At 63.8% G+C, this 23,369-nt stretch carries 20 protein-coding genes; 9 read left to right on the top strand and 11 right to left on the bottom strand.

The genetic code is table 11. The annotated features are described in order from the left end of the window. Nucleotides 1–6 precede the first annotated feature (6 nt). The 5 genes from OH799_RS35475 to OH799_RS35495 form a co-directional block, all read right to left on the bottom strand. On the bottom strand, nt 7–513 hold the full coding sequence (locus tag OH799_RS35475; protein ID WP_406273666.1) for a DUF3558 domain-containing protein: 507 nt from the start codon (nt 511–513) through the stop codon (nt 7–9). A gap of 164 nt (nt 514–677) precedes the next feature. Continuing rightward, complete coding sequence (locus tag OH799_RS35480; RefSeq protein WP_406273669.1) at nt 678–1,562, bottom strand: hypothetical protein; 885 nt, start codon at nt 1,560–1,562, stop codon at nt 678–680. Between the two features lie 52 nt (nt 1,563–1,614). Continuing rightward, the gene (locus OH799_RS35485; RefSeq protein WP_406273672.1) at nt 1,615–2,193 is read right to left on the bottom strand and encodes a hypothetical protein; all 579 of its coding nucleotides are present in this window, start codon (nt 2,191–2,193) and stop codon (nt 1,615–1,617) included. Between the two features lie 271 nt (nt 2,194–2,464). Next, nucleotides 2,465–3,046 (bottom strand): GNAT family N-acetyltransferase, encoded by a 582-nt coding sequence (locus OH799_RS35490; RefSeq protein WP_406273675.1) that lies wholly within the window; start codon nt 3,044–3,046, stop codon nt 2,465–2,467. Then, nucleotides 3,043–4,338 (bottom strand): hypothetical protein, encoded by a 1,296-nt coding sequence (locus tag OH799_RS35495; RefSeq protein WP_406273678.1) that lies wholly within the window; start codon nt 4,336–4,338, stop codon nt 3,043–3,045. The genes OH799_RS35490 and OH799_RS35495 overlap by 4 nt, the downstream gene beginning before the upstream one ends. A gap of 247 nt (nt 4,339–4,585) precedes the next feature. Here OH799_RS35495 and OH799_RS35500 point away from each other — a divergent pair, with 247 nt between their 5' ends. From OH799_RS35500 to OH799_RS35520, 5 genes are all read left to right on the top strand, one after another. Next, the gene (locus OH799_RS35500; RefSeq protein ID WP_406273681.1) at nt 4,586–5,059 is read left to right on the top strand and encodes a DNA-directed RNA polymerase subunit beta; all 474 of its coding nucleotides are present in this window, start codon (nt 4,586–4,588) and stop codon (nt 5,057–5,059) included. A gap of 332 nt (nt 5,060–5,391) precedes the next feature. Next, entirely contained in the window at nt 5,392–5,706 is a 315-nt protein-coding gene (locus OH799_RS35505; RefSeq protein WP_406273684.1) for a hypothetical protein, read from the top strand. Between the two features lie 268 nt (nt 5,707–5,974). Then, nucleotides 5,975–6,184: a hypothetical protein gene (locus tag OH799_RS35510; protein WP_406273687.1), complete on the top strand. Its 210-nt coding sequence runs from the start codon at nt 5,975–5,977 to the stop codon at nt 6,182–6,184. A 121-nt stretch (nt 6,185–6,305) separates the two neighbouring features. Continuing rightward, the gene (locus OH799_RS35515) at nt 6,306–6,797 is read left to right on the top strand and encodes a hypothetical protein (protein WP_406273690.1); all 492 of its coding nucleotides are present in this window, start codon (nt 6,306–6,308) and stop codon (nt 6,795–6,797) included. 28 nt (nt 6,798–6,825) lie between these two features. Beyond that, complete coding sequence (locus tag OH799_RS35520) at nt 6,826–7,902, top strand: hypothetical protein (RefSeq protein WP_406273692.1); 1,077 nt, start codon at nt 6,826–6,828, stop codon at nt 7,900–7,902. Between the two features lie 490 nt (nt 7,903–8,392). Here OH799_RS35520 and OH799_RS35525 read toward each other — a convergent pair whose 3' ends face one another. From OH799_RS35525 to OH799_RS35535, 3 genes are all read right to left on the bottom strand, one after another. Next, nucleotides 8,393–8,788 (bottom strand): hypothetical protein, encoded by a 396-nt coding sequence (locus tag OH799_RS35525; protein ID WP_406273695.1) that lies wholly within the window; start codon nt 8,786–8,788, stop codon nt 8,393–8,395. A gap of 1,124 nt (nt 8,789–9,912) precedes the next feature. Then, the gene (locus tag OH799_RS35530; protein WP_406273697.1) at nt 9,913–11,349 is read right to left on the bottom strand and encodes a hypothetical protein; all 1,437 of its coding nucleotides are present in this window, start codon (nt 11,347–11,349) and stop codon (nt 9,913–9,915) included. 136 nt (nt 11,350–11,485) lie between these two features. Beyond that, complete coding sequence (locus tag OH799_RS35535; protein WP_406273700.1) at nt 11,486–12,319, bottom strand: hypothetical protein; 834 nt, start codon at nt 12,317–12,319, stop codon at nt 11,486–11,488. 889 nt (nt 12,320–13,208) lie between these two features. On the opposite strand from OH799_RS35535, the gene ppc reads away from it, so the two are divergent. Next, a complete protein-coding gene (ppc, locus tag OH799_RS35540; protein WP_406273703.1) occupies nt 13,209–15,980 on the top strand; it encodes a phosphoenolpyruvate carboxylase in 2,772 nt (923 codons plus the stop codon). 192 nt (nt 15,981–16,172) lie between these two features. Further along, nucleotides 16,173–17,477, top strand: a complete 1,305-nt coding sequence (locus OH799_RS35545) for an amino acid deaminase (protein WP_406273706.1) — start codon at nt 16,173–16,175, stop codon at nt 17,475–17,477. 97 nt (nt 17,478–17,574) lie between these two features. On the opposite strand, the gene OH799_RS35550 is transcribed toward OH799_RS35545, so the two are convergent. Then, nucleotides 17,575–18,129, bottom strand: coding sequence for a TetR/AcrR family transcriptional regulator (locus tag OH799_RS35550; protein WP_406282911.1), 555 nt, complete (start codon nt 18,127–18,129; stop codon nt 17,575–17,577). Nucleotides 18,130–18,741: 612 nt separating this feature from the next. Here OH799_RS35550 and OH799_RS35555 point away from each other — a divergent pair. Next, nucleotides 18,742–19,941 (top strand): Cmx/CmrA family chloramphenicol efflux MFS transporter, encoded by a 1,200-nt coding sequence (locus tag OH799_RS35555; RefSeq protein WP_406273709.1) that lies wholly within the window; start codon nt 18,742–18,744, stop codon nt 19,939–19,941. Between the two features lie 145 nt (nt 19,942–20,086). Here the strand turns inward: OH799_RS35555 and OH799_RS35560 are convergent, their stop codons facing one another. After that, complete coding sequence (locus OH799_RS35560; protein ID WP_406273711.1) at nt 20,087–21,055, bottom strand: helix-turn-helix transcriptional regulator; 969 nt, start codon at nt 21,053–21,055, stop codon at nt 20,087–20,089. A 63-nt stretch (nt 21,056–21,118) separates the two neighbouring features. Here OH799_RS35560 and OH799_RS35565 point away from each other — a divergent pair, with 63 nt between their 5' ends. Beyond that, nucleotides 21,119–22,336 (top strand): epoxide hydrolase family protein, encoded by a 1,218-nt coding sequence (locus OH799_RS35565; protein WP_406273714.1) that lies wholly within the window; start codon nt 21,119–21,121, stop codon nt 22,334–22,336. Nucleotides 22,337–22,388: 52 nt separating this feature from the next. On the opposite strand, the gene OH799_RS35570 is transcribed toward OH799_RS35565, so the two are convergent. After that, nucleotides 22,389–23,360 (bottom strand): helix-turn-helix transcriptional regulator, encoded by a 972-nt coding sequence (locus tag OH799_RS35570; protein WP_406273716.1) that lies wholly within the window; start codon nt 23,358–23,360, stop codon nt 22,389–22,391. Nucleotides 23,361–23,369 lie beyond the last annotated feature (9 nt).

The raw sequence follows: 23,369 nt of genomic DNA on the forward strand, positions 1-23,369 counted from the left end.
CGTCGCCTACTTCGGCAGTGCCGGGACGATGGCCTCGCCGACGCTCTGCAAGCGATCGCACGGGTCGCCGCTGGTCTTGTTGACCAACGTCAGCTGCAGCAGCCCCTGCCCGGCGGGGAACAGCACGTCGCACATCTGATCCTTGGCCGCGCCGTCCACCCGGAACTGGCGTCCGCTGCGTCCGGCGATCGTGACGTCCTGGAAGTCGACGTTGCCGGGCCTTCGCTCGAACTCGGCCACGGTCCCGCCGGTGGAGAACACGCCGAGGGTGTAGTCGGCGCCCCTCCACCCGCAGATCTCCCAGCCGGGCTGCTTGACGCCGCCGACGCCGACCTGCTTGGTCGCCGGATCGAGTCCGGCGGCGCTCAGCGCGTCGTCGGGTATCCCGGTGCATGGATCGAACAGCCGCGTGGGCGCGTCACTCGTTGCCGCGGCCTGCGTCGTGGTCGTGGCCGGTGTCGTCTCGGCCGACTCGCCGCAGGCGGCGAGTCCGAGCACAAGTGCTGCCGCCAAGGGGACCAATGTGATTCGGTGCGCCATCCCGCCCTCTTGCCCTCCGATGTATCCGGGCCGGACTGTATCAGACCTCGTAGCGGGCCTGATAGTGGGCGAAGACCGAGAAGTGCACAATGGCTGTCGGCGACAGCCACGGTCCGGAGACAGAGCGGGATCCGTGGTCAGCAGGTGTCGGTCGCGTGGTCGCCCGACAGCCGGTACTCGAAACGGATGTTGCCGGGACTCGACGTCGGCAGCACGATGACCGCTCCGTGTCGGTACCGCCAAGTTGTGGGCAGCAGGACGTATTGGTCGCCGATCTGGGTGAGCAGAACCAGCCCGTCGTAGCGGAACCGATACGCCGAACCGGCGGCGGGGTCGGGACTGCGGCACTCCACCACGCGCACATCGGAGGCGGACAGATGCAGATCCTTTTCGCTGTAGACGACCACTCCTGGATGCGACGGTATCTCGGCGGCGGTTTCGCGTGCCCGCGTCTGGCCGACGGCGACGGAGTAGTCGGTGGCGATCCAGAACAAGGTGATGCCGACCAGAACGAAGATGATCGCCCACTCCAGAAACGTGGCGGCCTCGGTGCGTGGCGGGGTGTCGGGGTGGAGTTCACGCAGCCGCTTCCGCCGCACCGCGACCACGTACCCGAGTACGCCGACGCCGACGATGATCGACAACGGCGCCGCGCACAGGCCGCTGTTGAGCGGCGTCACGAAGTAGATCCGGCTCACCCCGTTGAATACCAGCGCCACCGCGGCCACCGTCATCGTGATGGTGTGCCAGCGTGGGTGCCGACCGCGTCGGACCGACTCGGGAAGCGCGATGTATCCCCACATCAGCGCCATACCGGCCACCCCGGCCACGATCAGCGGCACGAACAACGCGTCGACGCTGCGCATCAGGTACTCGCGGATACTCGGATGCAGTGACGTCGAGTTGACACCGAAGTACTCGAAGAACCAATACGTGTGATTCCACCCGAAATAGAACAGCACCGCAGTCAGCAGCGTCGTCGGAGCCACGAACTGCCCGAGGATTGTGGCTACCTTGGTCAACCCGTCGAATGGTGAGCCATGCGGCGACGGCACCGGGTCGGCTGATGCCGGGTCAGCGGGTGGTTCGGACGGTTGGGGCATGGGAGGAGGTGGGTGCCGGAGAGCCGGAGCGGGTTGTCGTTGCGGAACTGCTGGTGCTGCTAACAGGGGGCGTGGCCGTTTCGATGGGTGTCGCGGTGCCGGACGTGCAGGGCAGCGTCCCGCTCAACAAGACCAGAGTCGAGTCGCGGTCGATGATCAACCACTCACCGACCCCGCTCTCTCGCGGTTCACTCTTGGCGCCCTTGTACCCCGTGTACTGACACCGGGTTTTCGTTGTGTCCGTGCCGATTTCTCGCTTGACCCGGACGCAGCCACCGCAGGCTGTGTCGATGTCGGCCTTCGCTTTGTGGTGCAGATAGTCGATGTCGTCCCCCAATTCGATGAATCCCGGGATCTTGATCGGCGCACCGGGGACACGACCTGAGTCGGTCTTCACGGGTTGCCCAGGAGGACCACCGGTGTCGGGAATCGAGGTTGCGTCGGTCGCCCAGGGAGGAGATGTCTGCGCGGAAACAGGCTCGCCCGCTTCCTGGTTCGGGATCGAAGTGGCGCATGCGCTCATGCTCACAACAATCGCGACGAAGACCATCATGCGAAGAACAGTCATCTTTCCCCCCACATGTCGAGAGGTCCTTATTGTGTCGGACAACCGAATCCGTGCCAATAGTGAATCGACGATGCTGCCTGGTGCCGCCGATTCCCGCCGCTGCGACTGGAGACACACTGAGGTTCACGCGAATTGCTGAACGGCTTACCGCCTGTGCTGGCTGTACTGGTTCCATGAAGTTGTTCGGTTGCCTGCCCGAATGTCATCAATCCGTTGCCGCATCGGCCGCCCCGCCCCGTATCGGGGACTCTGCTCAGCGCAATTCACGGATCAGCACATCGAAGTCTGGGGCGTCGGGCCACGATGGCCTCAGGGTGCCTACCCGGTGCCATCCCCAACTCTTGTAACGCTCATAGGCGCGAGTGTTGTCCGGCTCCACCAGCAGGGTTGCCCGCTGCTCCGGTCGCCCGCCCATCAGCTCGTCGTGCAGGGCGTGTCCGACGCCTTGGCCCGTGTACTCCGCGCACACCATGATCTCGCTGAGCGCGAAGGTGCGGCGGCCGTCTTCAGTGGCGAACGCGGCCGGGTCGGAGGACGAGTCGTTCAGTCGCAGCCCCTCCCACCAGCGCGCGTTCGGCGGCAGCGGCCACCCCCACGTTTGGCCGGCGCCCTTGCCATGGATGCGGGCAACCACAAGCTCGAACCCGGTATCGCTGCGATTGGTGTAGGCATCGAAGCGATTCAGGAACTCGGCCGGAGTGTCGAACAGGTTGCCGCTCGCGATGGCCTCGACGTAGGAGCGGCGATAGATGTCGTCCACGAGTTCGCGTAGCTGGCGGGCTTGGTCTGCGGTGTAACGCGTGAACTCGAGACCCGGCAGGTTCTTCTGGGTCATGTAGTGATTGCTTTCTGTGTGAGAGCGTCGAATTGGTCGCGGAAGTCGCTGCCGATCGGGAGCTGGTGGACCGCGACGCGAATCGGGTCCATGACGAGCAGTGTTCGGGTAGATGACACCTGCATGAGCGCGGTCAGGACCGGCCTGCTCTCTTCCAGCGCACCGTGTATATCGCCCATGCGCGCTCTCGTGGCGGCCGACCACGCGCGCAAGTTCACGGCGTTGCGGGTGCCGACTTGTCGGTCTGCGGCGGCGACGTACAGATCAAGGGATCGGGCCAGGTCGCCGATGTCGCCGTATCCACGTGCCTCGTGACCGCCGACTTCGGCGTGTGTCATGAACCGGAGCCACTGGGGGCATTGGTCGATCGGCTCGAACTGGGCTGCGTGATCCATCTCCCGCCACGCTGTTGCCATTGCGCGCCCGAAGGCTGCTCGGTCCCCGAGAATGCCGTAGGACTGCGCCTCGCGTACGGCGATGAGTGCATGTATCCGGCCCGGTGGGCGTCCGCGCATGAGGTCGCGTGCACGCTCGACCAACAGGAGGGCTTTGTGAGGGCTGCCGTGTCCGGAACGAGCGAGGGCGAGGGCTTGATTGGCGGCGCACAGGCAGGTGTCGGCGACCAGGTCGCTGTCGTTGGCTTCGGTGCCGAGGGCCAGGGCGTCGGCGAAGCAGCGGCGCGCAAGCGGGTGCCGGTGGGCGTCGTAGGCAAGCCATCCAGCGAGCACGGCGAGTTCCCCAGTGGCCCTGGTGAAGGCATTGCCGACAACGCTGTTGTAGGCGCAGGTATCGAGGAGGTTTTCCGCGCGAGCCAACTGCTCGACAGCGAAGTCGACCAGTTCGGCTCCGCCGATGATTTGATCTGTCTGTTCGAGCGCGTCGACGCCGTCGAGCAGGCGTTGCACGTCGCTCGTATCGAGTCGTTCCTGACTGGCCGCCAGTAGGGTGACAGCAACCCCGGCCGTCGCCAGCTTCGCGAATTCCCGCCGTTTCACATCGTCTTCGTCGACTTTCCACGCATTCGTGCCGAGCGTGTCGTCACCAGGCTCGGCCGGTTCCGACTGAGCGGTTTCTGTGCCGCTAAGAACAGGATGCCTGGCGGTCTGCGGTAGTGCTGCTGCGAGTTGCTGCCAGAATCGTTCCCGCTGCGCAGGGTCGAGATAGCTGTATACCGTGTCGAGCGCTTCGGCCGACCGCCCCTTGACTGGGCGCTCGGCTGTGGTCTTCTGTTCCCACTTCTGCACAGTTGCAGTCTGAAACCCGACTTTCTCGGCGAACTCCTCCTGTGTCATGCGCAGAGCAACTTCGCGCAGCGCTCGGACTTCCTTTCGCGTCCATGTGCTGACGATCATTACCGCCCCTCGCCCGTGCCTCCAACGGTCCGTAGGAGAAGCGTACGACCTCGATCGCAGTTTCGTGTCTGGGATTACATGCTCAGCTTGGACAGGCTGGAGGAGCCCCGCCGCCGGGTTGATGCGGTGTCCTCATCGGTTCCCCGGCGGCGGGTGCACACCAGTGGATCGAGCAGGGGAGTCGTTCGTGGATTCATCGAAACAGTTTGGGCACACACCTTTGTCGGTGTGTCACTTCTATCGGAAGGTGTGTGACCTGCCCGCCGAAGTCGACCCGCCGCATTTGGGGCGCATCACGCTGCGGGCGGGGCGGGTGTGTGGGTTGATGATGCCCGCGTTCATCGGTTCGGAAGTCAAAGCGTGGATGCACCGCGCGGGCCAGCAGGCCGGGCCGGTACTGACGCACCCGCGCTCGCAGCGCTGGACGTTCCTCACCTGCCCGGATTTGCCGGAGGACATTCGGTTGTTCGCGGAGATGTCGCGGTTGGGTGTGTCGATCCTCCGTGCCGGAGAGATCGCGTTGCCCGGTCCCGGACAACGCCCCGGCCTATTCCGGGCGTGGGTACAGCTACCCCGCGACTCCTATCGGCCGCCGGGGCGGCTCGTGGTCGAAGCGATCCGAGGATGTGCTGCCCAGCAGCGCGGCAGCGGCGGGCGGTGAGGGCAAATGCTTGAACCCACCGCCGCCACAGTGCCGTGCGGGTGTTGCCCAGGGTGTGAGCCATGGATTACCACCGAGCAGTGTGGGCTGTTCACCATGCACTCCGGAGCGGGTGGGGTGTTGTCGGTGAAGTGCCCGTCCGTGAATTGCTTCGGGCAGATGGTGAAGGTTGTCAACGGCCGCATGGGTCACCACGATTCCCCGTTGGACATCGCGCTCGGAGGCCAGAAGTGCCCGTGGATCGGTATCCGTGTCGTAGTCGACCGCACCCGATATCCCGATCTTGCTGCCCAGCCTGCCCCGCCAGCAGTCCAGCCGCCGCAGGGCGGTCGGTGACCGGTGACCAGGACGCCGAGCGCGCCACCGCCGAACTCGACGTCCTCACCGATGTAATCGGCACCCTGATAGACGCCACCGCGGACGCAGTGCGAGACGGGATGACCGACACCACCCGCGTGCGTGTGATGGCGATGGTGGTCTATGAACTGATCACCAGCGCCCGCACGGCACCCGCACTGCACACTGGCCGCCTCTACGCCGCACCGCTGCTTGATCCGATCATTGACAACATCTCCGCTGCCGACGACATCACCCTCCTGGACCTGTTGATACCAGCGATCATCGGCCAGCACCTCAACAACACCTGAACCACCCAGACCGCCTCGTGAATGCACATCGCCTGGTCCCCCCTTCGTGCCACAGGGGAAGCGCGCAATCTGCCGGGCACCCGAGAGGGGAGGCTGCGCGGACGGGACTCCACATCGGTGTGCCCAACCGAACCCGCTGGCCAGCCTCGCTGCTCACCAACTCCATTGCACGACAGGCAGATTCACGCCGGGTGATCCCTCGCAGAAGGCCCCTCACATGCAACCCGACACAGCCAAACCGAACCACTTCCTCAGCAGCGCACAAGTGATGAGTTCACCACTCCCGGACGAGCCCGACGTACATCTGATCGTGCAGATCCGCGGCTACCAACTGCACTACGCCGCGTGCTTGACTGCCGCCCTGGTGTTCGTGCAAGACGAAGGTATCCGCCATTGCACCGACGCCGTCTGCATCGCCAGCGGCGGAACTGATCGGCTGCCCCGGCTGCCGTGTGAGCGGCTGTATGTCGAGCGATGACGGTTCCGATTGCGACACCCCGCTTTCATCCGCGCTGCTTGCCCGCTGATGCGTGCGGGCGTGACACTGTACTGCTCGAACCGCGATACCAGACAGTCAGCACGAGGGGAAGGCCCGGCCAGTGGACGACGAACAGATCGGTTTCGATATCGAATTCGATGACAAGACCCAAGCCTTCTTGGATTGGGTTGCGCCCGAACGCATGGAATCGCGGATACGGAAATTCTTGTCCAGCACGGTTCCGGGCATTGCTGGATATTCGGACGCCTGGTGGACGTCACCGCTGACGATGCGAATTTTGGAAGCAGTAAAGGAACTCTTCGGCGACCGAAAAGGATTTCTTTCGCCCGAAAATCGGGACGCTGCGGATCAGTTTGTTCGGTTCTATGGTGAATGCTTTGTTCGACGCGCTGGGATGGAATGGACCAACCGCCTCGAATGGAGCGGTTCTCCGCTGTACACCGATTTCAGTCCGGCAGTGCACGACGGCAACGGTCAGGAAGTCCGAAGCATGGTCTCGATGACGGACTATTTGTTTCTTGAAGACGATGGCCCCGGTATGGCAGATTACGTGATCACGTCTGCTGCCCGCGACATACGCAAGGGTACATAGAACTCAGTAAACGGGGGTGGGCGCTGCAATGCCCGACGAATACGACGTCATCCGGCGGCGGCTGACCAACTACGAAAAAGGTCTGTACTTCGAACTAGGGAGAGCGCGCGAGCGGGGGGAAACTCCCGAAAAAGGCTGGGTGCGACAATTCAGAATAGAAACCAGTAAGGGCCCTCGCGTGCTGGATAACGCCCGCACTGAAGGTCGGGGAACCCGAGGCATAGAACGTAAATCGGGCCGGGTCAATGAGCGGGACACGCGCGAGCAATTATTCAAAGAGCGTGCAGGACTTGAGTCCGGTCAGCTGACCCAATCCCGTTGGGAAACGGTGGCCGGTGAGAATATCCCCCGGTCTGTGGCCGCCGAATTGCAGGCAATGGCGCGGGATTTTCCGGGCCGGTTTCACCACGAGATAGTTTCCCGCGCCGATGCACTTCGCGCTATACGGCTCGGTCAGTCGCTGGCATCGCAGCAACTCGAATTGGTTCGGGTGTATGAGTTGGATCGCGCCCAGCGTGCCCGTGAACGGCTGGCGAAGATACGCCAGATTGTGCGGGCACAAGAGCGAGCCGAGAAATTCCGGAAGGTGCAACAGTTCCGAGAGGCCGCCACGCGCGGCCGGGAGGAAGCCCCACAGCTAGCCGAACGCTCCCGACGGGCCCGAGAAGAAGCCGAGCGAGCCAGGCAAGCACGTCAAACGCCGGAAACCGAGCGTGTACGGATCGAACGTGAGGTCACCGAACGGGTGGCGCAGGAATTCGCGATGCCCACTCAGTACGCGCAATGGGACGCCGCCCACAACGGGGAGCAGGCGGCCCGAGACACGGCCGATGCCAACAGCGCCGAGCGCGCGGCAGCCGAAGCACGCGCGGCAGCTGAGAAAGAACTTGAGGCCGCCAAGGCCCAGGACCAGGCGCGGAATGCGGCATTCACGGAACTGGACGAAAAAGGGCGTCTATCCGAGGTGGAAAGACTCCTGTGGCTGGGGCAGGCAACCCACCCACAAGCAGCAGTGCGACAGACACCTAGGCATGCACCCAGCGTTGACCGTGGCGGCACCGGACAAGGACACGACCGCACGCGCGGAGTATCCCGCGACCGATAACCGTCTGTGCTCGATCGGCTCACCGCCTGGTTGGCCTCAGGTCGGGGTTCGGGTCGCACGCGGGTTGTGCGGCAGCGGTGCAGGAGGTATTTGCGGGTTGATGGTGCGGGAAGTTCTGATGATTCCTTTGCAGTGCAGGGATAGAAGTTGGCACCTCCTACTGGGAGAGAGAACTAGGAAACCTTCAACCAACCTCCAAAAGTTTTATAATAGAACTCCATTCATGGAACTCCAACAAACCCCAATTACCCCCAAGTGCGAGCACTTGCCGAATTTCCGTCTACAGAATCAAGAGCGGCGCGCAAAGCGCGCCGCTCCCGGGCGGGCACCCCGGTGCAGGACCAGGAAAGGGGGACACCGAACCGCTACGCACAACCCACACAAACCGTCGGCGGCTACCGACGTGTACTATCCGGCATACGACCTGCCGCACCCCTGCGGGGCTTGCCACCCAGCACCGGCGGGTGACGCAAGGTCGACGGAGTCATCCTTACGCCGGAAAGTGTGTCCGTGGTCCAGTGCTGTTGATGTTGCGCATTCCAAGCTTTACTTCGAACCGCCCCACACCCCCGCCAACTTGGACTGGACCGAATAGTGGAGATGTCAACAGCATTTCTTTCTCCGGTCCCATCGCTCCAATACGATAAATCCCATCGAGTTGGCTAAATGCATCTCTTTCACACGAGCCCGTGACACTCATAACCATCGGCTCATTTTCCCGCGCAACCGGCCCCTGTGGAAGTTCTATGATGTGTCCACCACCAGGAGCGAACGGTATGTCTTCATCGTTAAATGGTGTCTTATCGTCGGAAATTGCGATCCGGTGAATAGGTAGCGCCTTTTTCATAAAGGACTCCCAGCCGCCTTGAACGAATCCGCTCGACATATGCCTAATAGTTAAACGCTTCTCAAGCAGTCATAGAACGTAGGTCGATAACCGCCCTAATGACTCTTGCATTGACGCACGGCTGGCAGTCTCCTGGGGGAGAAGATATTGTCTCCCCGCCTTGGCATGCATAAGACCTGAGCGCTCATCGCTGTACATATTGTTGTATATCCAGTCGATCGCGTCAGATACTCCGGGGGGCGCGAGCGATGAGACCGGCTCCAGTCTATCAGCCTCACTGAGAGCGTCTTTAAACCAAGCTGCCTCACGCCCACTCGCGTGCGGATGGATCTCGCTGATAACGGACTCAAGCGCAAGAAACATATTCCGGTACGCGTCATGCAAATACTCAGAAGTCCTTGACATCCGAATGAACCGAAAGGCATCTCGCTGTAGCGGAGTGGGAGGCGAACTCGGTACTACGTTTCCGTCCGCGTCATGAACGACCACTCTCGCGGAATGGTGCGAAGTCATAGTGTGGATCACATTAGCACGCAGAACGACCGCCCCGTTCTCTGGCCACCAAACTAGACAGTCGTCGGTTGCATCTCGAATGGCAACGTCCGCTAAACCTCGAAAAGACATGAAGTCCAGACCATTGTTAGCCGCCTCAAGCACAACCGAGAAGGCTTCGGAAAATCCCCTACTGCGAGCACCGCCATGTACTGCGACTGCGCGCACTTCATGCTTGATTTCTACCGACCAACCCCCGAGCTGGACAACTGCGTCCTGAACGGGTCTCTGCCGAAGCATGAATACCGCCCCGCACTTGTGAATGCCCAACTCATCTTGTAGCGGCATATCCGCGTAGCAACCCACCGTCATTGCGCAATGGTAACTCCAACTTCGCGCTGCCATGGCTGAACCGCGCTTCCGTAGTGCTCCTTGTGAAACTCTTTCGGATATTTTTCACCGACACTTATCAGTGGTGGTGCTGGTGTGGTTCCGGTTGATTACGGCGACCGGACGTTCGGCCGCCGTCGTGCTTCCGAGCGCATTGGCCGACCGCCGAAGCTCGCGACGTATACGCGCGTTCGCCCAGCATGCGTCACTTGAGGTCCAGGCACTGCATTCGTGAGATGTCATCAATAATACGCTCCAAAGTTGCGCACCTTAACGCAATCTCAATGTTGGTTCCGACGTCTCTCGGCTGCGCGGGTGGCACCTCTCTTAACGTCGCTTAACGATTTATCCCAAGCAGTCGAGAGCAGGCGCCAATCGAATGCTATCGTCTCCTCGGCAAATTTCCACATTTCATGCAAATAAGAGATAAAAACCTCTGCGCGAGAGATTCGATCGCTAATATCGTGCACGTCGCGTATCTGCGTGCGGAAGTTGATATCCAAAATTGGTGTGTCTACGACAATCGCATCGATGTAGGAGAAATTGCTGACTAGAACCTTGTACAGATATGCGCCAGCAGGAGTGACTCGGATGAGCTTGCCGGATTCTCCGTGGTCGTTTTCCTCGGTAAGGCCAAACCGCCGTGCCCGCTCCAGGTGGTGATCGATTTGCTCAGCGATAAATTCGAGTCTCTGCAATTTAGAATAGACGGTACCGAGGTCCGTAAAGCCGCCGGGTTTGCCATCTCCTGCGGTTTCAATCTCTGCCAGCGCCATTGCTAAGAGAAAGTGTTCTTTGCCTTCGCTGGACCCGACAGAAAAAATATTGGGGACATGAGATGTGTTAGGGTCGTAATATTTGTGGTCACCATTAAGTATTGCCCGTATGAACTCATGGAGCGGCACTACATATGAGTTGCCGTTCTTGTGGGCCTGCAATATTCTTGAAGTCTGAACATAGCCGCTACCTACAAAGGTCGAGATGAAATCGAGTGCTCGGCGAGTATTGCCGGAGCTCAAGTTGTCGACGAGTTCGATGAGCTGCCGATTGGATTCGAATGCATCGAGCAGTACATCTATATAAATCAGCAGGCTCTCTGAGTCCAGCGTTAGACCGGCCGGAAAACCTGGCATTCTTCCATACTCGACCAACTCTTTCCGTGCGAACTCAAGTCGTTTAGTGACGACATTATCGCTTCGTGGCGGAGATACGGTGAAGACACGAGGTTGGTATGCAGCAAGTGTGCCTGTCTTTCGAGATTCATGGAAGGTATCCGGGCGTAGCGCCATGAACACCGTGCACGGCCAAGTCTCTGCAATCGCCTGTCCTACAACAAATATTCTCTCTTGGAAGGTAGCTTCGTGCTGATCCACGTTGTCAAGTGCGATGACGAAGCTTAGCTGTCGTGACGATTGTAGGAATTTAAGCGACCTTTGGGCGTGTTCGTAAGCGTTGTCCACGTAGCCTGCAAGCATTCGAAGCTCGTGTTTCCGGAACTCAGCCGGATCCTCTTGCTCAAGAGCACCGTAAATTCCGCGTTTGAATCGGTTAATTTCGCTGTTGTATACTTCTCGAACAAAGGCGCTTTCGAAGATATCGACCCCATTCTCTTCTTGCAGTTTCTCTGTGATTCCATCAACTATGTGATCTGGTACATCTTCGATTAGTCCGGAATGCTTGAGGAAGTCGATATAGAAGACCGTGGTGCGTGTGAGCATGCTACGCGCCTCAATTCGAAAGAGGTGCTTAAGAAATATACTCTTTCCTACCCCTACGTCGCCAAGTAGGATAACCGGCCGCCTAGTTAGAGCGCTCGAAAGTATGTCGTCTTTTATGCGAGGATTTGCGCCTTTTTTATTGGCAACGCTCTCGGTGTTCACCTGCTCGCTTAAGTCGCATGTACCGTGTCTTTAAAATTTCCTTGCTCACCGCAGCGTACTGTGAAAGTGCTCCGCTTGAGCAGTAGCATTCTCTTAAGAATTCATCGGTGATACCCTCCTCTCTCATGACGTCATGAATGAAGAGATCGCCAAGTATGCGAAGATCAATTTCCATCTCGGTCCCAATGCGGTATCCGGGATATCCGACTATTCTCTTCGAGAGTGGAGCCGGTGGAGGTGTTAGTTCCTTATCGACCATCAGAGCCGAGAATATTCTCTTTCGACTGATTCCGTCTCTGGAGAAGAAATCCCAGAATTCGGCAAATTTTTCGGCGACGTCTGCAAGGCAGGCATAATAGTATGCAGACCCATCGACCGGCTTCTTTCCATCCGAGCGGCTACCGAGAAAGCCGACGTACTGGTTACCGTTCGACAGTAGAGCGACACCTATTCCTGCGCTCTGGCAATAGCGGAGCACCTGGTCAATTGAGGCGGCGTTGCTTTTAGAATAGTTGCGTAGAGTGCCGAGGTTGATTCGGCCGCTATCGAGCCCTGCGGGTGCTTCGAAGGTTTTGGAAGTGCGCTTCGCCTCGACTACTATTTGCTTATCGGGGTTTCCGAGTACGTAGTCGAGGTAGTCACCATCGATATGCTTCTCGCACTCGATAGATTCAGGTGGCCATCTCAGGACATCTCCGAGTAGGCGATCAATGATCCGGAATCGAGTCGTCGCTTCGTTTCCATCGAATTCGATGGTATCCGCGATGAGCTTGTTCAGGTTCTCCCTGCCCAGTTCAAATGCTTTCACTTATTCGACTCGACTCTCATAATTATTGCTCCCCCCGGGATTCCAGTGCAAGCTTGCCTAAAATCCGATGCTCGCACTCAGCTCTCCTATATGCGGCGTGGATGTGGTAGTCGGAGCTGGCAACGCCAGCCATAGCAATATGGCATCGTACCGAGGTTTGTGCTCGAAGCGTGGCGTTTTTGCGGGGTGGTTTTTAGTACTTGTCGGCCTACTGATCGCTGCTCCGTTTCTTCTCGACGCTACTTCTTGGAACGAGATGAGCCCTCTCGGCGCGTTGCTGGCGATAGCGTGAAGCTTGCTAGCCTGGCGAATCGGTCGGCGTGTTCGACTGAGACACGTCGGAAGGAGCCTGCTGCGGCTTCCAACTTTGTCACAACTAATTCGTCCAACGTCCTGGCGATCGAACGTGCTTGCGATCGCTCTGGGTAGTCGGGAATCGTGATAGCGTCAGGTAAACCACCCTTTCTTCGCCTCCGTTGACAGTCTTGGCTAGCTCGTAGTAGCCATCGTGCTGTGTACTGAAAAGGTCCGGGTTCGATTCCCGCAAGGCAACCCACCCGCAAGCGGCAGTGAGACAGCCACTCGGACATGCACCGAGCGTTGGGCGTGGTGGCGCCGGACAGGGACACGACCGTACGCGCGGATTATCACGCGACCGATAACCGTCCGTGCTCTATCGGCTCACGGTGTGGTCGGTCCCTGGTCGGAAATGGGTTCGAGTCGCACGCTGGGTTGTGCGGCCGCCACCTGTCCGCCTCCGCCGCCGACCGGCTCGGATGCCACCGCTGTAGCCCTGGCCTGCATGTTCGCCAGCGCAGTGTGCTCAGCGCCGCCGCGGTGTGTGCCGCGTCGCATACCGTCGCCGGCCGAAGGACAATACTGTCTGAACATGGGCGAATCGACGATCGAGACGCAACAGGACGCCACCCGGCCGCTGCGCGACGACATCCGGTTTCTCGGTGGCGTGCTCGGTGACACCATCCGCGATCACGAGGGCCCTGAGGTCTTCGACCTGATCGAGCGGGTGCGTATCGAGGCGTTCCGGGTGCGGCGCGAGGAGGTCGGACGCAGCGCCGTCGCGGAGATGCTCGACGGTGTCGACATCGTGGTGGCCCTGCCGCTCATTCGCGCGTTCAGCTATTTCGTGCTGCTGGCCAACTTGGCGGAGGACATCCAGCGCGATCGTCGCCGCGCCGCGCACGAGACGGCCGGGGAGCCACCGCAGGATTCGTCGCTGGCGGCGACCTACCGCAAACTGGACGCGGCCGCGCTGGACGGCGACCGGGTCGCCGATCTGCTGGCCGATGCGCTGGTGTCGCCGGTGATCACCGCGCACCCGACCGAGACCCGCCGTCGCACGGTTTTCGACGTGCAGACCCGGATCACCGAGCTGATGCGTCTGCGCCAGCGCTATAGCGAGACCGAACGGGAGCGCGCCGATTTCGAACAGCAAATCCGCCGCCAGGTGCTGAGCCTGTGGCACACCGCGCTGATCAGGTTGGCGCGCTTGCGGATCCAGGACGAGATCTCGGTGGGCCTGCGCTACTACGACATCACCCTGTTCGACGTGATTCCGGCGATCAACGCCGAAGTGCGCGCAGCCTTGCGCTCGCGCTGGCCGGGAGTCGAGCTGCTGCGCCGCCCGATTCTGCGTCCCGGCTCATGGATCGGCGGCGACCGCGACGGAAACCCTTATGTGAACGCCGATGTCGTGCGTCAGGCGGCGTACCGGGCCGCGGCGGTCGCCTTCGGGCGCTATCTGCACGAGCTGGTCGAGCTGGAGAAATCGCTGTCGCTCTCGGCCCGTCTCGTCGCGGTGACGCCCGAGGTGGCCGCCCTCGCCGCGACCGGTTACCGCGATCCGGCCACGCACGCCGACGAACCGTATCGCCGTGCACTGCACCATATTCGCGGCCGTGTGACCGCCACCGCCGAGGCCGCGCTCGGGGAGGTTCCGCCGGGTGGCCTCGACGTCGGCGCGCGGCCCTATCCGACACCGCAAGCGGTCCTCGACGATCTCGACGCGGTGGACGCGTCGCTGCGCGGCAGCGGCGACGACCTGCTCGCCGACGACCGTCTCGCGCGGCTGCGCCACGCGGTGGAGACGTTCGGCTTCCACCTGCAGGGTCTGGACATGCGACAGAATTCCGAAGTGCACGAGCAGGTGGTCACCGAGCTGCTGGCCTGGGCGGGCGTACACCCGGACTACGCGAGCTTGTCCGAGGCGCAGCGGGTGCAGCTGCTCGCTGCCGAGCTGCGCACCCGCCGCCCGCTGCTCGGCCCGCATGCGCGGCTGAGCGAGCTCGCCGTCAAGGAACTCGACATCGTCCGCGCCGCACGGGATGTCGTGGCGGTCCTCGGCGCCGAGGCGGTGCCCAGCTACGTGATCAGCATGTGCACCTCGGTCAGCGACCTGCTCGAGGCCGCGCTGCTGCTGAAGGAGGGCGGGCTGCTCGATCCCGGCGAGCCGGACGGGCAGCCGAGCTGCGCGGTGGGCATCGTGCCGCTGTTCGAGACCATCGAGGACCTGGGCGCCGGTGCCGCGACCCTGGCCGCGGCATTGGACGTGCCGGTCTATCGCGAGCTGGTGACGGCACAGGGGATGCGCCAAGAGGTGATGCTCGGCTACTCCGACTCCAACAAGGACGGTGGATATCTGGCCGCCAACTGGGCGCTGTATCGGGCGGAGCTGGATCTAGTGGAGGTCGCCCGCAAGACCGGAATCCGGTTGCGGCTCTTCCACGGTCGCGGTGGCACCGTGGGCCGGGGCGGCGGCCGCAGCTACGACGCCCTTCTCGCCCAGCCCGCAGGCGCGGTGCGCGGCTCGCTGCGGCTCACCGAACAGGGCGAGGTGATCGCGGCGAAGTACGCGGAACCCGGTGCGGCGCACCGTAATCTCGAGTCGCTGATCGCGGGCACCTTGGAGTCGACGTTGCTCGACGTGGAGGGCCTCGGCCCGGACGCGGAGCCGTCCTACGACATCATGGACGACCTGGCGGAGCGCGCCCGCGCGGCGTATGCCCACCTGGTGCACGACACCCCGGGGTTCGTCGAGTACTTTCGCCAGTCCACGCCGGTCGCCGAGGTCGGCGACCTGAACATCGGCAGCAGGCCCGCCTCGCGCAAGCCGACGAACTCGGTCGCCGACCTGCGCGCCATCCCGTGGGTGATGTCCTGGAGTCAGGCTCGGGTGATGCTGCCCGGCTGGTACGGCACCGGGACGGCGCTGGAGCAGTGGATCGGCGGCGATCCGGAGCGCCTGGCGACCCTGGCCGATCTCTACCGTCGCTGGCCGTTCTTCCGTACGGTGCTGTCCAACCTGGCCCAGGTGATGGCCAAGAGCGACCTCGATATCGCCGCCCGCTACGCCGAACTGGTCGACGACGTGGCGTTGCGGGAGCAGATCTTCGGCATGATCCGCGACGAGCACGCCCGCACCATCCGCATGCACGCCGCGATCACCGGCAACGACCACCTGCTCGCCGACAATCCCTCGCTCGCCGAGTCCATCCACAACCGCTTCCCCTACCTGGAACCGCTCAACCAGATGCAGGTGGAACTGTTGCGCCGCCTCCGGGCCGGTGACGACTCGGAACTTGTGCGGCGCGGAATCCTGCTGACCATGAACGGCCTGGCCACCGCCCTGCGCAACTCCGGCTGAACGGGATACGTTCGGCACGGAAGTCCCCGCCCGAGCACACCGGCGATCAGGGGGTGACGATGGCGACGGCGTCGATCTCGACGGGTTTCTCAGGGCTGCAGAACAATTAAACCAAAAACTATATGCAACAAGCGTTGCGCATACGGCAATAGCTACCGGGTATGTGGACCGGGCTGGCCGGGAAGGAATGCCGTGTCGATCGACCAAGCAGTCGTAGCAGCACTCGGGGACCGCACGATCGGGCCCGAGCACAAGGGCATGCCGCCCGCGTCCTGGGGGCACACCGTGCGCGAATTCTTGGCGACCGCCCCGACCCTCGACCAGCTGGAGACCCCGATCCTGACCGTCGACCGGGCGGCCGTCTCGGCGAACGTCGCGGTAATGGCCGACTGGGTGAGCGCGGCGGGCATGCGGTTGGCGCCGCACGGCAAGACCACGATGGCCCCACAGTTGTGGGCCGAACAGCTGGCCGCCGGGTCGTGGGGGATCACCCTGGCTACCATCTGGCAGACACAGGTCGCGCGATCCTTCGGCGTCGCGCGGGTGCTGCTGGCCAACGCGTTGGTCGATCCGGTCGGATTGCACTGGGTGGCGGCGGAATCGGCGAACGATCCGTCGTTCGAGTTCGTCTGCTGGGCAGACAGCGTCGAAACGGTCGCGCTGATGCAGGAGCATCTGAGCACCGCTCCAGGTGCGGAGCGGGTCCGTGTGCTGGTGGAACTCGGTGGACCGCAAGGCCGTACCGGCGCGCGCACCGTCGACCAGGCACTCGCCGTGGCGGAGGCGATCGATGCGGCGGCGCGACTGTCGCTGGCCGGGGTGGGCGGTTATGAGGGCGCGCTCGCGCACGACCGCACCCCGAATGGCATCCACGCGGTGCGCGACTACCTGGACGAACTCGCGCGACTGCACCGCGAGATCGACGCCGCCGGGCTGTATCGCGGCCCAGCGATCGTCACCGCGGGGGGCAGCGCCTACCCGGACTTGGTCGTGGAACGCCTGGCCCTGCTCGCCGACGAGCGGGCCGCACCGGGTGTCTCGACCACGGTCGTCCTGCGGTCCGGGGCCTATCTCATCCACGACGACGGCTTTTACGAGGGCATTTCACCCTTGGCGGCGCCGCGGAGCGAGAAGCCGCTGCGCTCGGCGATGCACGGCTGGGCGCGGACGCTCTCGCGCCCGGAGCCCGGGCTCGCCCTGCTGGACGCGGGGAAGCGTGATCTTCCCTTCGATGAAGGGCTTCCGGTCCCGCAGCGGATTGCGGGACCGGAAGGCACTCCATTGGACCCGGGCGCCACCGTGTCGGCGCTCAACGACCAGCACACCTTCCTGCGCCTGCCCGGTGGTGACGCGACGGAACTGCCGATCGGTACGGTCGTGCGCCTCGGCCTGTCCCATCCGTGCACCGCCTTCGACAAATGGCGGCTCATTCCCGTGATCGACGACGCCGACGCACCGACGCCGCGCGTCATCGACCTCCTGCACACCTTCTTCTGATGAGCCGAAACCCATCACCGACTTGCTGTTCGGTGCTGTCGACATCATCGACGGCACCGGCGAGCGCTCGCGGAGGCCGCGAGTCTGTTCGCGCTCTTCAGTTGAGCGCGCCGCCGACCAGTGCGCGTACCAACCGGTTCAACGCGCCGTGCGGGTCGAACTCCGGCATGGGGCTGATCACCTGGTGCAGGATCGTGCCATCGAGGTAGTCGACGAGGATCTTCGCCGCCGCTCGCTCGGCGCCGACGTTCGCCAGCAGGGTCGCCGCCCATTCGGCCAGCCGAGGGTGCTCGCGTCGCACGGTTTCCTGCAGTGCGGGCATCGTCTGCGCTTCCAGGAGAAGAGCGTATCTGGCCAGTGTCCTGGTGCGATCGGCCGCTACCGCGTGGACGACGAAGCCTGTCATGGCGTCGATGAGTTCGGTGATCGTGCGCGGCGCTGGTATCCGGTTCAGTGCCTCCCAGTCCGCGTAGTCGCGTTCCTCGAGCCGCTCGGCGATGCCGATCAGCAGCGCCTCGCGAGTGCGGAAGTAATTGGAAGCCGACCCGCTCGGCATTGCGGCGGCCTTGTCGACGGCGCGGTGGGTGAGCGCGCGCGTGCCTTGCGACCCCAGCAGGTCGATTGCCGCGTCCAAGAGGAGTTCGCGCTTCATGGGCACCTGTTGATACTACATCGGTAGTGATGTGCGCTACGGCGATGTTGCTCGACACTGCATCCGTGGTGCTGTGCGGGTCATGACGGCTCGCCCCTGTCGAGCAGGGCGGTGGCGGCCGAAGGCGACGACTCGACCCGCTATGGCCGTGAACGCAGGCCGCGCATCCAGATGATCGCGACCCGGTCGCGACGCATCGGCGCGGTGGCGCAGCTTTGTTCGCGCCCGCCGTCGCGATCGCACCACCCTGGCCACGTACTTTCTGCCTCGGTGCCACTGGAATCACTTGCGCTGGTGTGGAATTGGGCCTGCAGCCAGCTGTTGCGGGTCATGCTGTCGTAGTTATTGCGTTGGCTGGACGTGGGCGGATTGTTATGGTGTGGGCGTGAATTCTCCGGAGTCGTCCAGACGGTAGCCGTCCAGCCTGTGTGCTGGACGGCGTTGTGAGTGCGAGGCCTGTCGGTCGTTGAGCGACTGATGACAGGTGGGTATTTCGCAACGCCGGGCGATGGTGGTTTCTTGCCGTCGGGTGATGGTTCGCCCGATTCTGCGACGATCTCGGGTGCCGCGTCGTATGCGTGGTACCCCTCGTATCCGGGGAGTTGTCTTTCTATGCCCGTTGTGGTGTTCGTGCTGGCTGTCGCGGTCTTCGCGCAGGGCACGTCTGAGTTCATGGTGTCGGGGTTGCTGCGGCAGATCGCTGCCGACGTCGGGGTCTCGCCCGGTGCCGCGGGGTTGCTGACGTCACTGTTCGCGGCCGGCATGGTGCTCGGGGCGCCGGTGATGGCGATGGCGACGGTCCGGTCGCCGGTCAGGTATTCCGTAGCAGCGTTTTTGGCGTTGTTCTGTGTCGCTCATGTCGTCGGTGCTGTTGCCACGGATTTCGCGGCGCTGCTGGCGACCCGGGTCGTCGCGGCGGTCGCCAACGCTGGATTCTTGGCGACAGTGTTGGCGGCTCTGCCGCGGCTGGTCGGCCCCGCCGTGGTCGGACGTGCCACCTCTGTGGTTGTGTCCGGGGTGACGGTTGCCTGCATTGCCGGTGTGCCTGCCGGGACATTGCTCGGACAGGTCTGGGGATGGCGTTCGGCGTTCTGGGCCGTTGCCATCGTCAGCGCAGCGGCGCTCGTGCCGGTGTGGGCGATGGTTCCTCGTGACGACGCGCGCGACCGTGACCGCCTGGACACGCAGGGGCCGTCGATGTGGCGAGAGTGGGCCGTGGTGGTCAGACGGCCGGTCCGTGGTGCCGTCCTCGTCGGTGTGCTGGTCAACGCGGCGACGTTCGCCGGGTTCACCTATCTGGGCACGATCACCGGCGGTATTCCCGAGGCGAGTGGCGGTGGGGTTCCGGTTGTGCTCGCATTGTTCGGCGTCGGTTCGTTCGTCGGTGTGACTCTCAGCGGCCGCTACATCGACCGCTACCGCAGGCGGATCGTCACTGTCGGAACGGTGGTGCTCGTCGGCGTTTGGCTGGTTGCCGCTCTGACCGCACACACACTGGCCGGCGTGTCGATCATGGCGGCGGTCGCGGGCGCGGTCGCCTTCGGTGTCGGGTCGACCCTGATCGCAACGATTATGCAGACCGCTGCGCCAACCGCCTCGCGTATCTCGGGGGCACTGGCGACCACGGCCTTCAACATCGGCGCCGTCCTCGGCCCCGCCGCTGCCGGTGTCGTCGTCGACCACACCGATCACCCCACGACGGCGCTGTGGTGCAGCAGCGCCTTCATGCTTGCCGCGGTGGCTGTCGTGCTGGCCGGTCGTCGTCGGCGCACCGCGACCCCGGTCGAGGAGGTGCGTGTCGATGCACACTGACGCTCAGCTGTCCGTGGAAGGTCGGCGAAGGCCGTCCGACCGGTGGACAGCTCGATGGCACACGGTTCAGGACTCGCGGCTGGCGTCGGTGGAGTTGTCCGGGGCGAGGTTCCTGCCGGCTCGGCGGAGGTCGGGCGCCGCGGAATTACGGTGCGGGGAAGTCGCGCACCGCACGGTCGCAGCGGACGGCCTGGGCGCGGATCGCGCCGACCAGTTCCGGTGGACCGGTCAGCAAGGTGAAATCGATGTCGACCGAGGTGATCATCCAGACCAGCCCCTCGGGTGACTCGCCGCCGACGTGCAGTCGGCAGCTGCGGTCGTCGACGGCCTCCACGACACCCATGCCGGGCCATACGCTGTCTGCGGCGTCCTCGGCGGAGCTGTGCAGCAGCACCGTCGCCTGATAGGGCCACGAGCGGGCGGACAATCGCATCGAAAGATACGCGACCACACCACCTTCCGGTGGATCGCGCGGCGAGAACCGAGGTCCGGTGGGAATTCGTGGCGTGATCCGGTCGGCGCGGAAGGTACGCCAGTCGGCGCGGTCCACATCCCAGGCGACCAGGTACCAGTGCCTGCTGAAATGCACCAGGGTGTGCGGCTCGACCGAGCGGACGCTCGACACTCCGCTGTGCGCGCGGTAGTCGAACCGCAGGCGTTCGTGTCGATCACACGCCTCGGCGATGGCCATCAGCGTGTCCGGCGGTACGGTCGCGCCGGGGGCGGCGACGCGCAGGGTGGCGCCGCGCAGCGTGCGGACTCGGTGACGCAACCGTGGCGGAAGCACCTGTTCCAATTTCGTCAGGGCCCGCAGCGATGCCTCCTCGATGCCGGTCACGGTGCCGCCGGAGGCGCTGCGCAGGCCGACCACCACCGCGACCGCCTCGTCGTCGTCGAGCAGCAGCGGCGGCAGTGCGGCGCCCGCGCCGAGCCGATAGCCCGCGGCGCCGCGGGTGGCGTGCACCGGGTAGCCGAGTTCGCGCAGCCGGTCGATATCGCGACGCACCGTGCGTCCGGTGACGCCGAGCCGTTCGGCCAGTTCGGCCCCGGTCCAGTCGCGATTGGCCTGTAGCAGGGCCAGTAGTTTGAGCAATCGCGCCGAGGATTCCAGCATGGCGTCCAGAATGCCAGTAAGTTAGGAACGAAACTGTCCTAAGCGCTTCCTAGCGTGGTCGCCATGAGCACCGAACACGACATCCGCCCCTTCCACATCGACATCCCGCAGGACCGGATCGACGATCTGCACCACCGGCTCGCGAACACGCTGTGGCCGGACGACCTGCCCGGCGTCGGCTGGGACAAAGGCATGCGCGTGTCGTATCTGCGGCCGCTCGCCGAATATTGGCACACCGAATTCGATTGGCGCGCGACGGAATCCCGGCTGAACGAGCTGCCGCAGTTCGTCACCGAGATCGACGGGCAGCAGGTGCATTTCCTGCATGTCCGTTCGCCGGAGCCGGGCGCGCTGCCGCTGTTGCTCAATCACGGCTGGCCGGCCTCGTTCGTCGAGTTCCTGGACGTGATCGGGCCGCTGAGCGATCCGCGCGCGCACGGTGCCGACCCGGCCGACGCCTTCCACCTGGTGATCCCTTCGCTGCCCGGGTTCGCATTCTCGGACGTGGCAACCGCGGTCGGGGCAGGCGCGACCGAGCAGTTCGCGGAGGTGGTCGCAAAACTCATGGCGCGACTCGGTTATGACCGCTACGGCGTGCATGGTGGTGACGCGGGCTTCTTCGTCGCGAGCCGGCTGGGCCACATCGCGGGCCAGCACCTCGCCGGGATCCACCTGAACGGACCGATCACCATGCCGGGATGGGACAGCGGCGACGCCGAATCCTGGGGTGACGCGGACGAATCCACGACCGCGGGCGATCCGTCCTGGGGCGGTGGCGAATCCGAGTACAGCCCCGAGGATCAAGCGAAGCTGGCCGCGCTGACCGGCCCGGAGAGTTATTCCCGCTACGACTACGCGATGGTGCAATCCACGCGACCGCAGACGCTGGCGATCGGCGTGCACGACTCGCCTGCGGGGCTGCTGTCCTGGATCATCGACCTGTTCCGGCAGTACACGAATCCGGCCATCGAACTGCCGGAAGACGCGGTGGGCCGGGACGCGCTACTGACCAATATCAGCCTCTACTGGTTCACCGGGACCTTCGCCTCCTCGCTTCGGCTCTACAGCGAGTCCGCGGCGTGGGGCGCGCCGCTGCAGAAGTCCGGCGTGCCGACCGCGGCGGCGATCTTCCCCGGCAGCATGTCCATCCGCAAGCTGGCCGAGAACGAGCACAACATCGTGCGGTGGACCGAATTCGACCGTGGCGGGCATTTCGCGGCGATGGAAGCGCCGGATCTGCTGACCGGGGACGTGCGGGAATTCTTCCGGTCGCTGCGCTGACCGCTCGGGTGTTCGCGCCGCCGCCCCGGGTGCTCTCCAGGGCGGCGTCGGTCTACGCGCGCGAGTAGCGCGCGTGCATGGCGGCGGCCGTGGCCGCGAACCATGCGCGCAGTTCGGCCGGTTCGAGGACCTCGAGGAATTCACCGAGCGGCAGAATGCCGTGCGCGAGCACCTCGTAGGACTCCGAGGGCACGACCACCTCCACCCACCCTTCGGCATCGGGCGGGCCCGCCGAAGCCATCGCCTCCGCGACCGCGACCGGATCGTTCATCAGCCGCAGCAGCCGCAGGTGCGTGGCCGCGATCCGGCAGCGCGCGCGGACGCGCAGCATCGAGTGTGCGAAATCGTCGGCCGCGTCGGACCAGTGCGCCCGCAGATCGAAGTCCGCGGGACGGACGAAGTTCTCGACGGTCGGTTCGGCGGCGAGAATCCGGCCCACCCGGTAGGAGCGGACCGCCGACCCGCCGCGTGCGACGAGGTACCAGGTGCCCGCCTTCAAGACCAGGCCGAGCGGGTCGAGGTGGCGTTCGACAACCTTGTCCTTGCGGCCGTAGCGGACGTGCAGCCTGCGGTCGTGCCAGAGCGCGTCGGCGACCGTGGCGAGCGTCGGCGTCTCGTCGGGGCGGTGGAACCAGCCCGGTGCGTCGACGTGCACGCGCTCGGCGATGCGCGTCGCGCGCCCACGCAGTTCGGGTGGCAATGCGGCGAGCACCTTCAGTTGCGCGGTGGCCAGCACGGTGCCGAGCCCGAGGTCAGCTGCGGCACTGGGTAATCCGGCCAGCAGCACCGCGTCGGCCTCCTCTGTGGTGAGTCCGGTCAGCCGGGTCCGGTAGCCGTCCACCAGTTGCACGCCGCCCCCGCGGCCCGGCTCGCTGTACACCGGCACGCCCGCCGCCGAGAGTGCCTCGACGTCGCGGTAGACGGTGCGCACCGACACTTCCAGTTCCTTGGCCAGTTCCGGCGCGGTGGTGCGGCCCCGCGTTTGCAGCAATAACAGCAGCTGCACCAGTCGACTCGCCCGCATGCCGCGAGA

The organism is Nocardia sp. NBC_00881, from assembly GCF_045207455.1.
Classification (GTDB): domain Bacteria; phylum Actinomycetota; class Actinomycetes; order Mycobacteriales; family Mycobacteriaceae; genus Nocardia.

Excerpts from the sequence above, each read along its gene's own strand:
- OH799_RS35485 (WP_406273672.1), bottom strand. The coding sequence starts at position 2,193 with ATGGTCTTCGTCGCGATTGTTGTGAGCATGAGCGCATGCGCCACTTCG.
- OH799_RS35490 (WP_406273675.1), bottom strand. The coding sequence starts at position 3,046 with ATGACCCAGAAGAACCTGCCGGGTCTCGAGTTCACGCGTTACACCGCA.
- OH799_RS35495 (WP_406273678.1), bottom strand. The coding sequence starts at position 4,338 with ATGACACAGGAGGAGTTCGCCGAGAAAGTCGGGTTTCAGACTGCAACT.
- OH799_RS35510 (WP_406273687.1), top strand. The coding sequence starts at position 5,975 with ATGAGTTCACCACTCCCGGACGAGCCCGACGTACATCTGATCGTGCAG.
- OH799_RS35520 (WP_406273692.1), top strand. The coding sequence starts at position 6,826 with ATGCCCGACGAATACGACGTCATCCGGCGGCGGCTGACCAACTACGAA.
- OH799_RS35525 (WP_406273695.1), bottom strand. The coding sequence starts at position 8,788 with ATGTCGAGCGGATTCGTTCAAGGCGGCTGGGAGTCCTTTATGAAAAAG.
- OH799_RS35530 (WP_406273697.1), bottom strand. The coding sequence starts at position 11,349 with ATGCTCACACGCACCACGGTCTTCTATATCGACTTCCTCAAGCATTCC.
- ppc (WP_406273703.1), top strand. The coding sequence starts at position 13,209 with ATGGGCGAATCGACGATCGAGACGCAACAGGACGCCACCCGGCCGCTG.
- OH799_RS35550 (WP_406282911.1), bottom strand. The coding sequence starts at position 18,129 with ATGAAGCGCGAACTCCTCTTGGACGCGGCAATCGACCTGCTGGGGTCG.
- OH799_RS35555 (WP_406273709.1), top strand. The coding sequence starts at position 18,742 with ATGCCCGTTGTGGTGTTCGTGCTGGCTGTCGCGGTCTTCGCGCAGGGC.
- OH799_RS35560 (WP_406273711.1), bottom strand. The coding sequence starts at position 21,055 with ATGCTGGAATCCTCGGCGCGATTGCTCAAACTACTGGCCCTGCTACAG.
- OH799_RS35565 (WP_406273714.1), top strand. The coding sequence starts at position 21,119 with ATGAGCACCGAACACGACATCCGCCCCTTCCACATCGACATCCCGCAG.
- OH799_RS35570 (WP_406273716.1), bottom strand. The coding sequence starts at position 23,360 with ATGCGGGCGAGTCGACTGGTGCAGCTGCTGTTATTGCTGCAAACGCGG.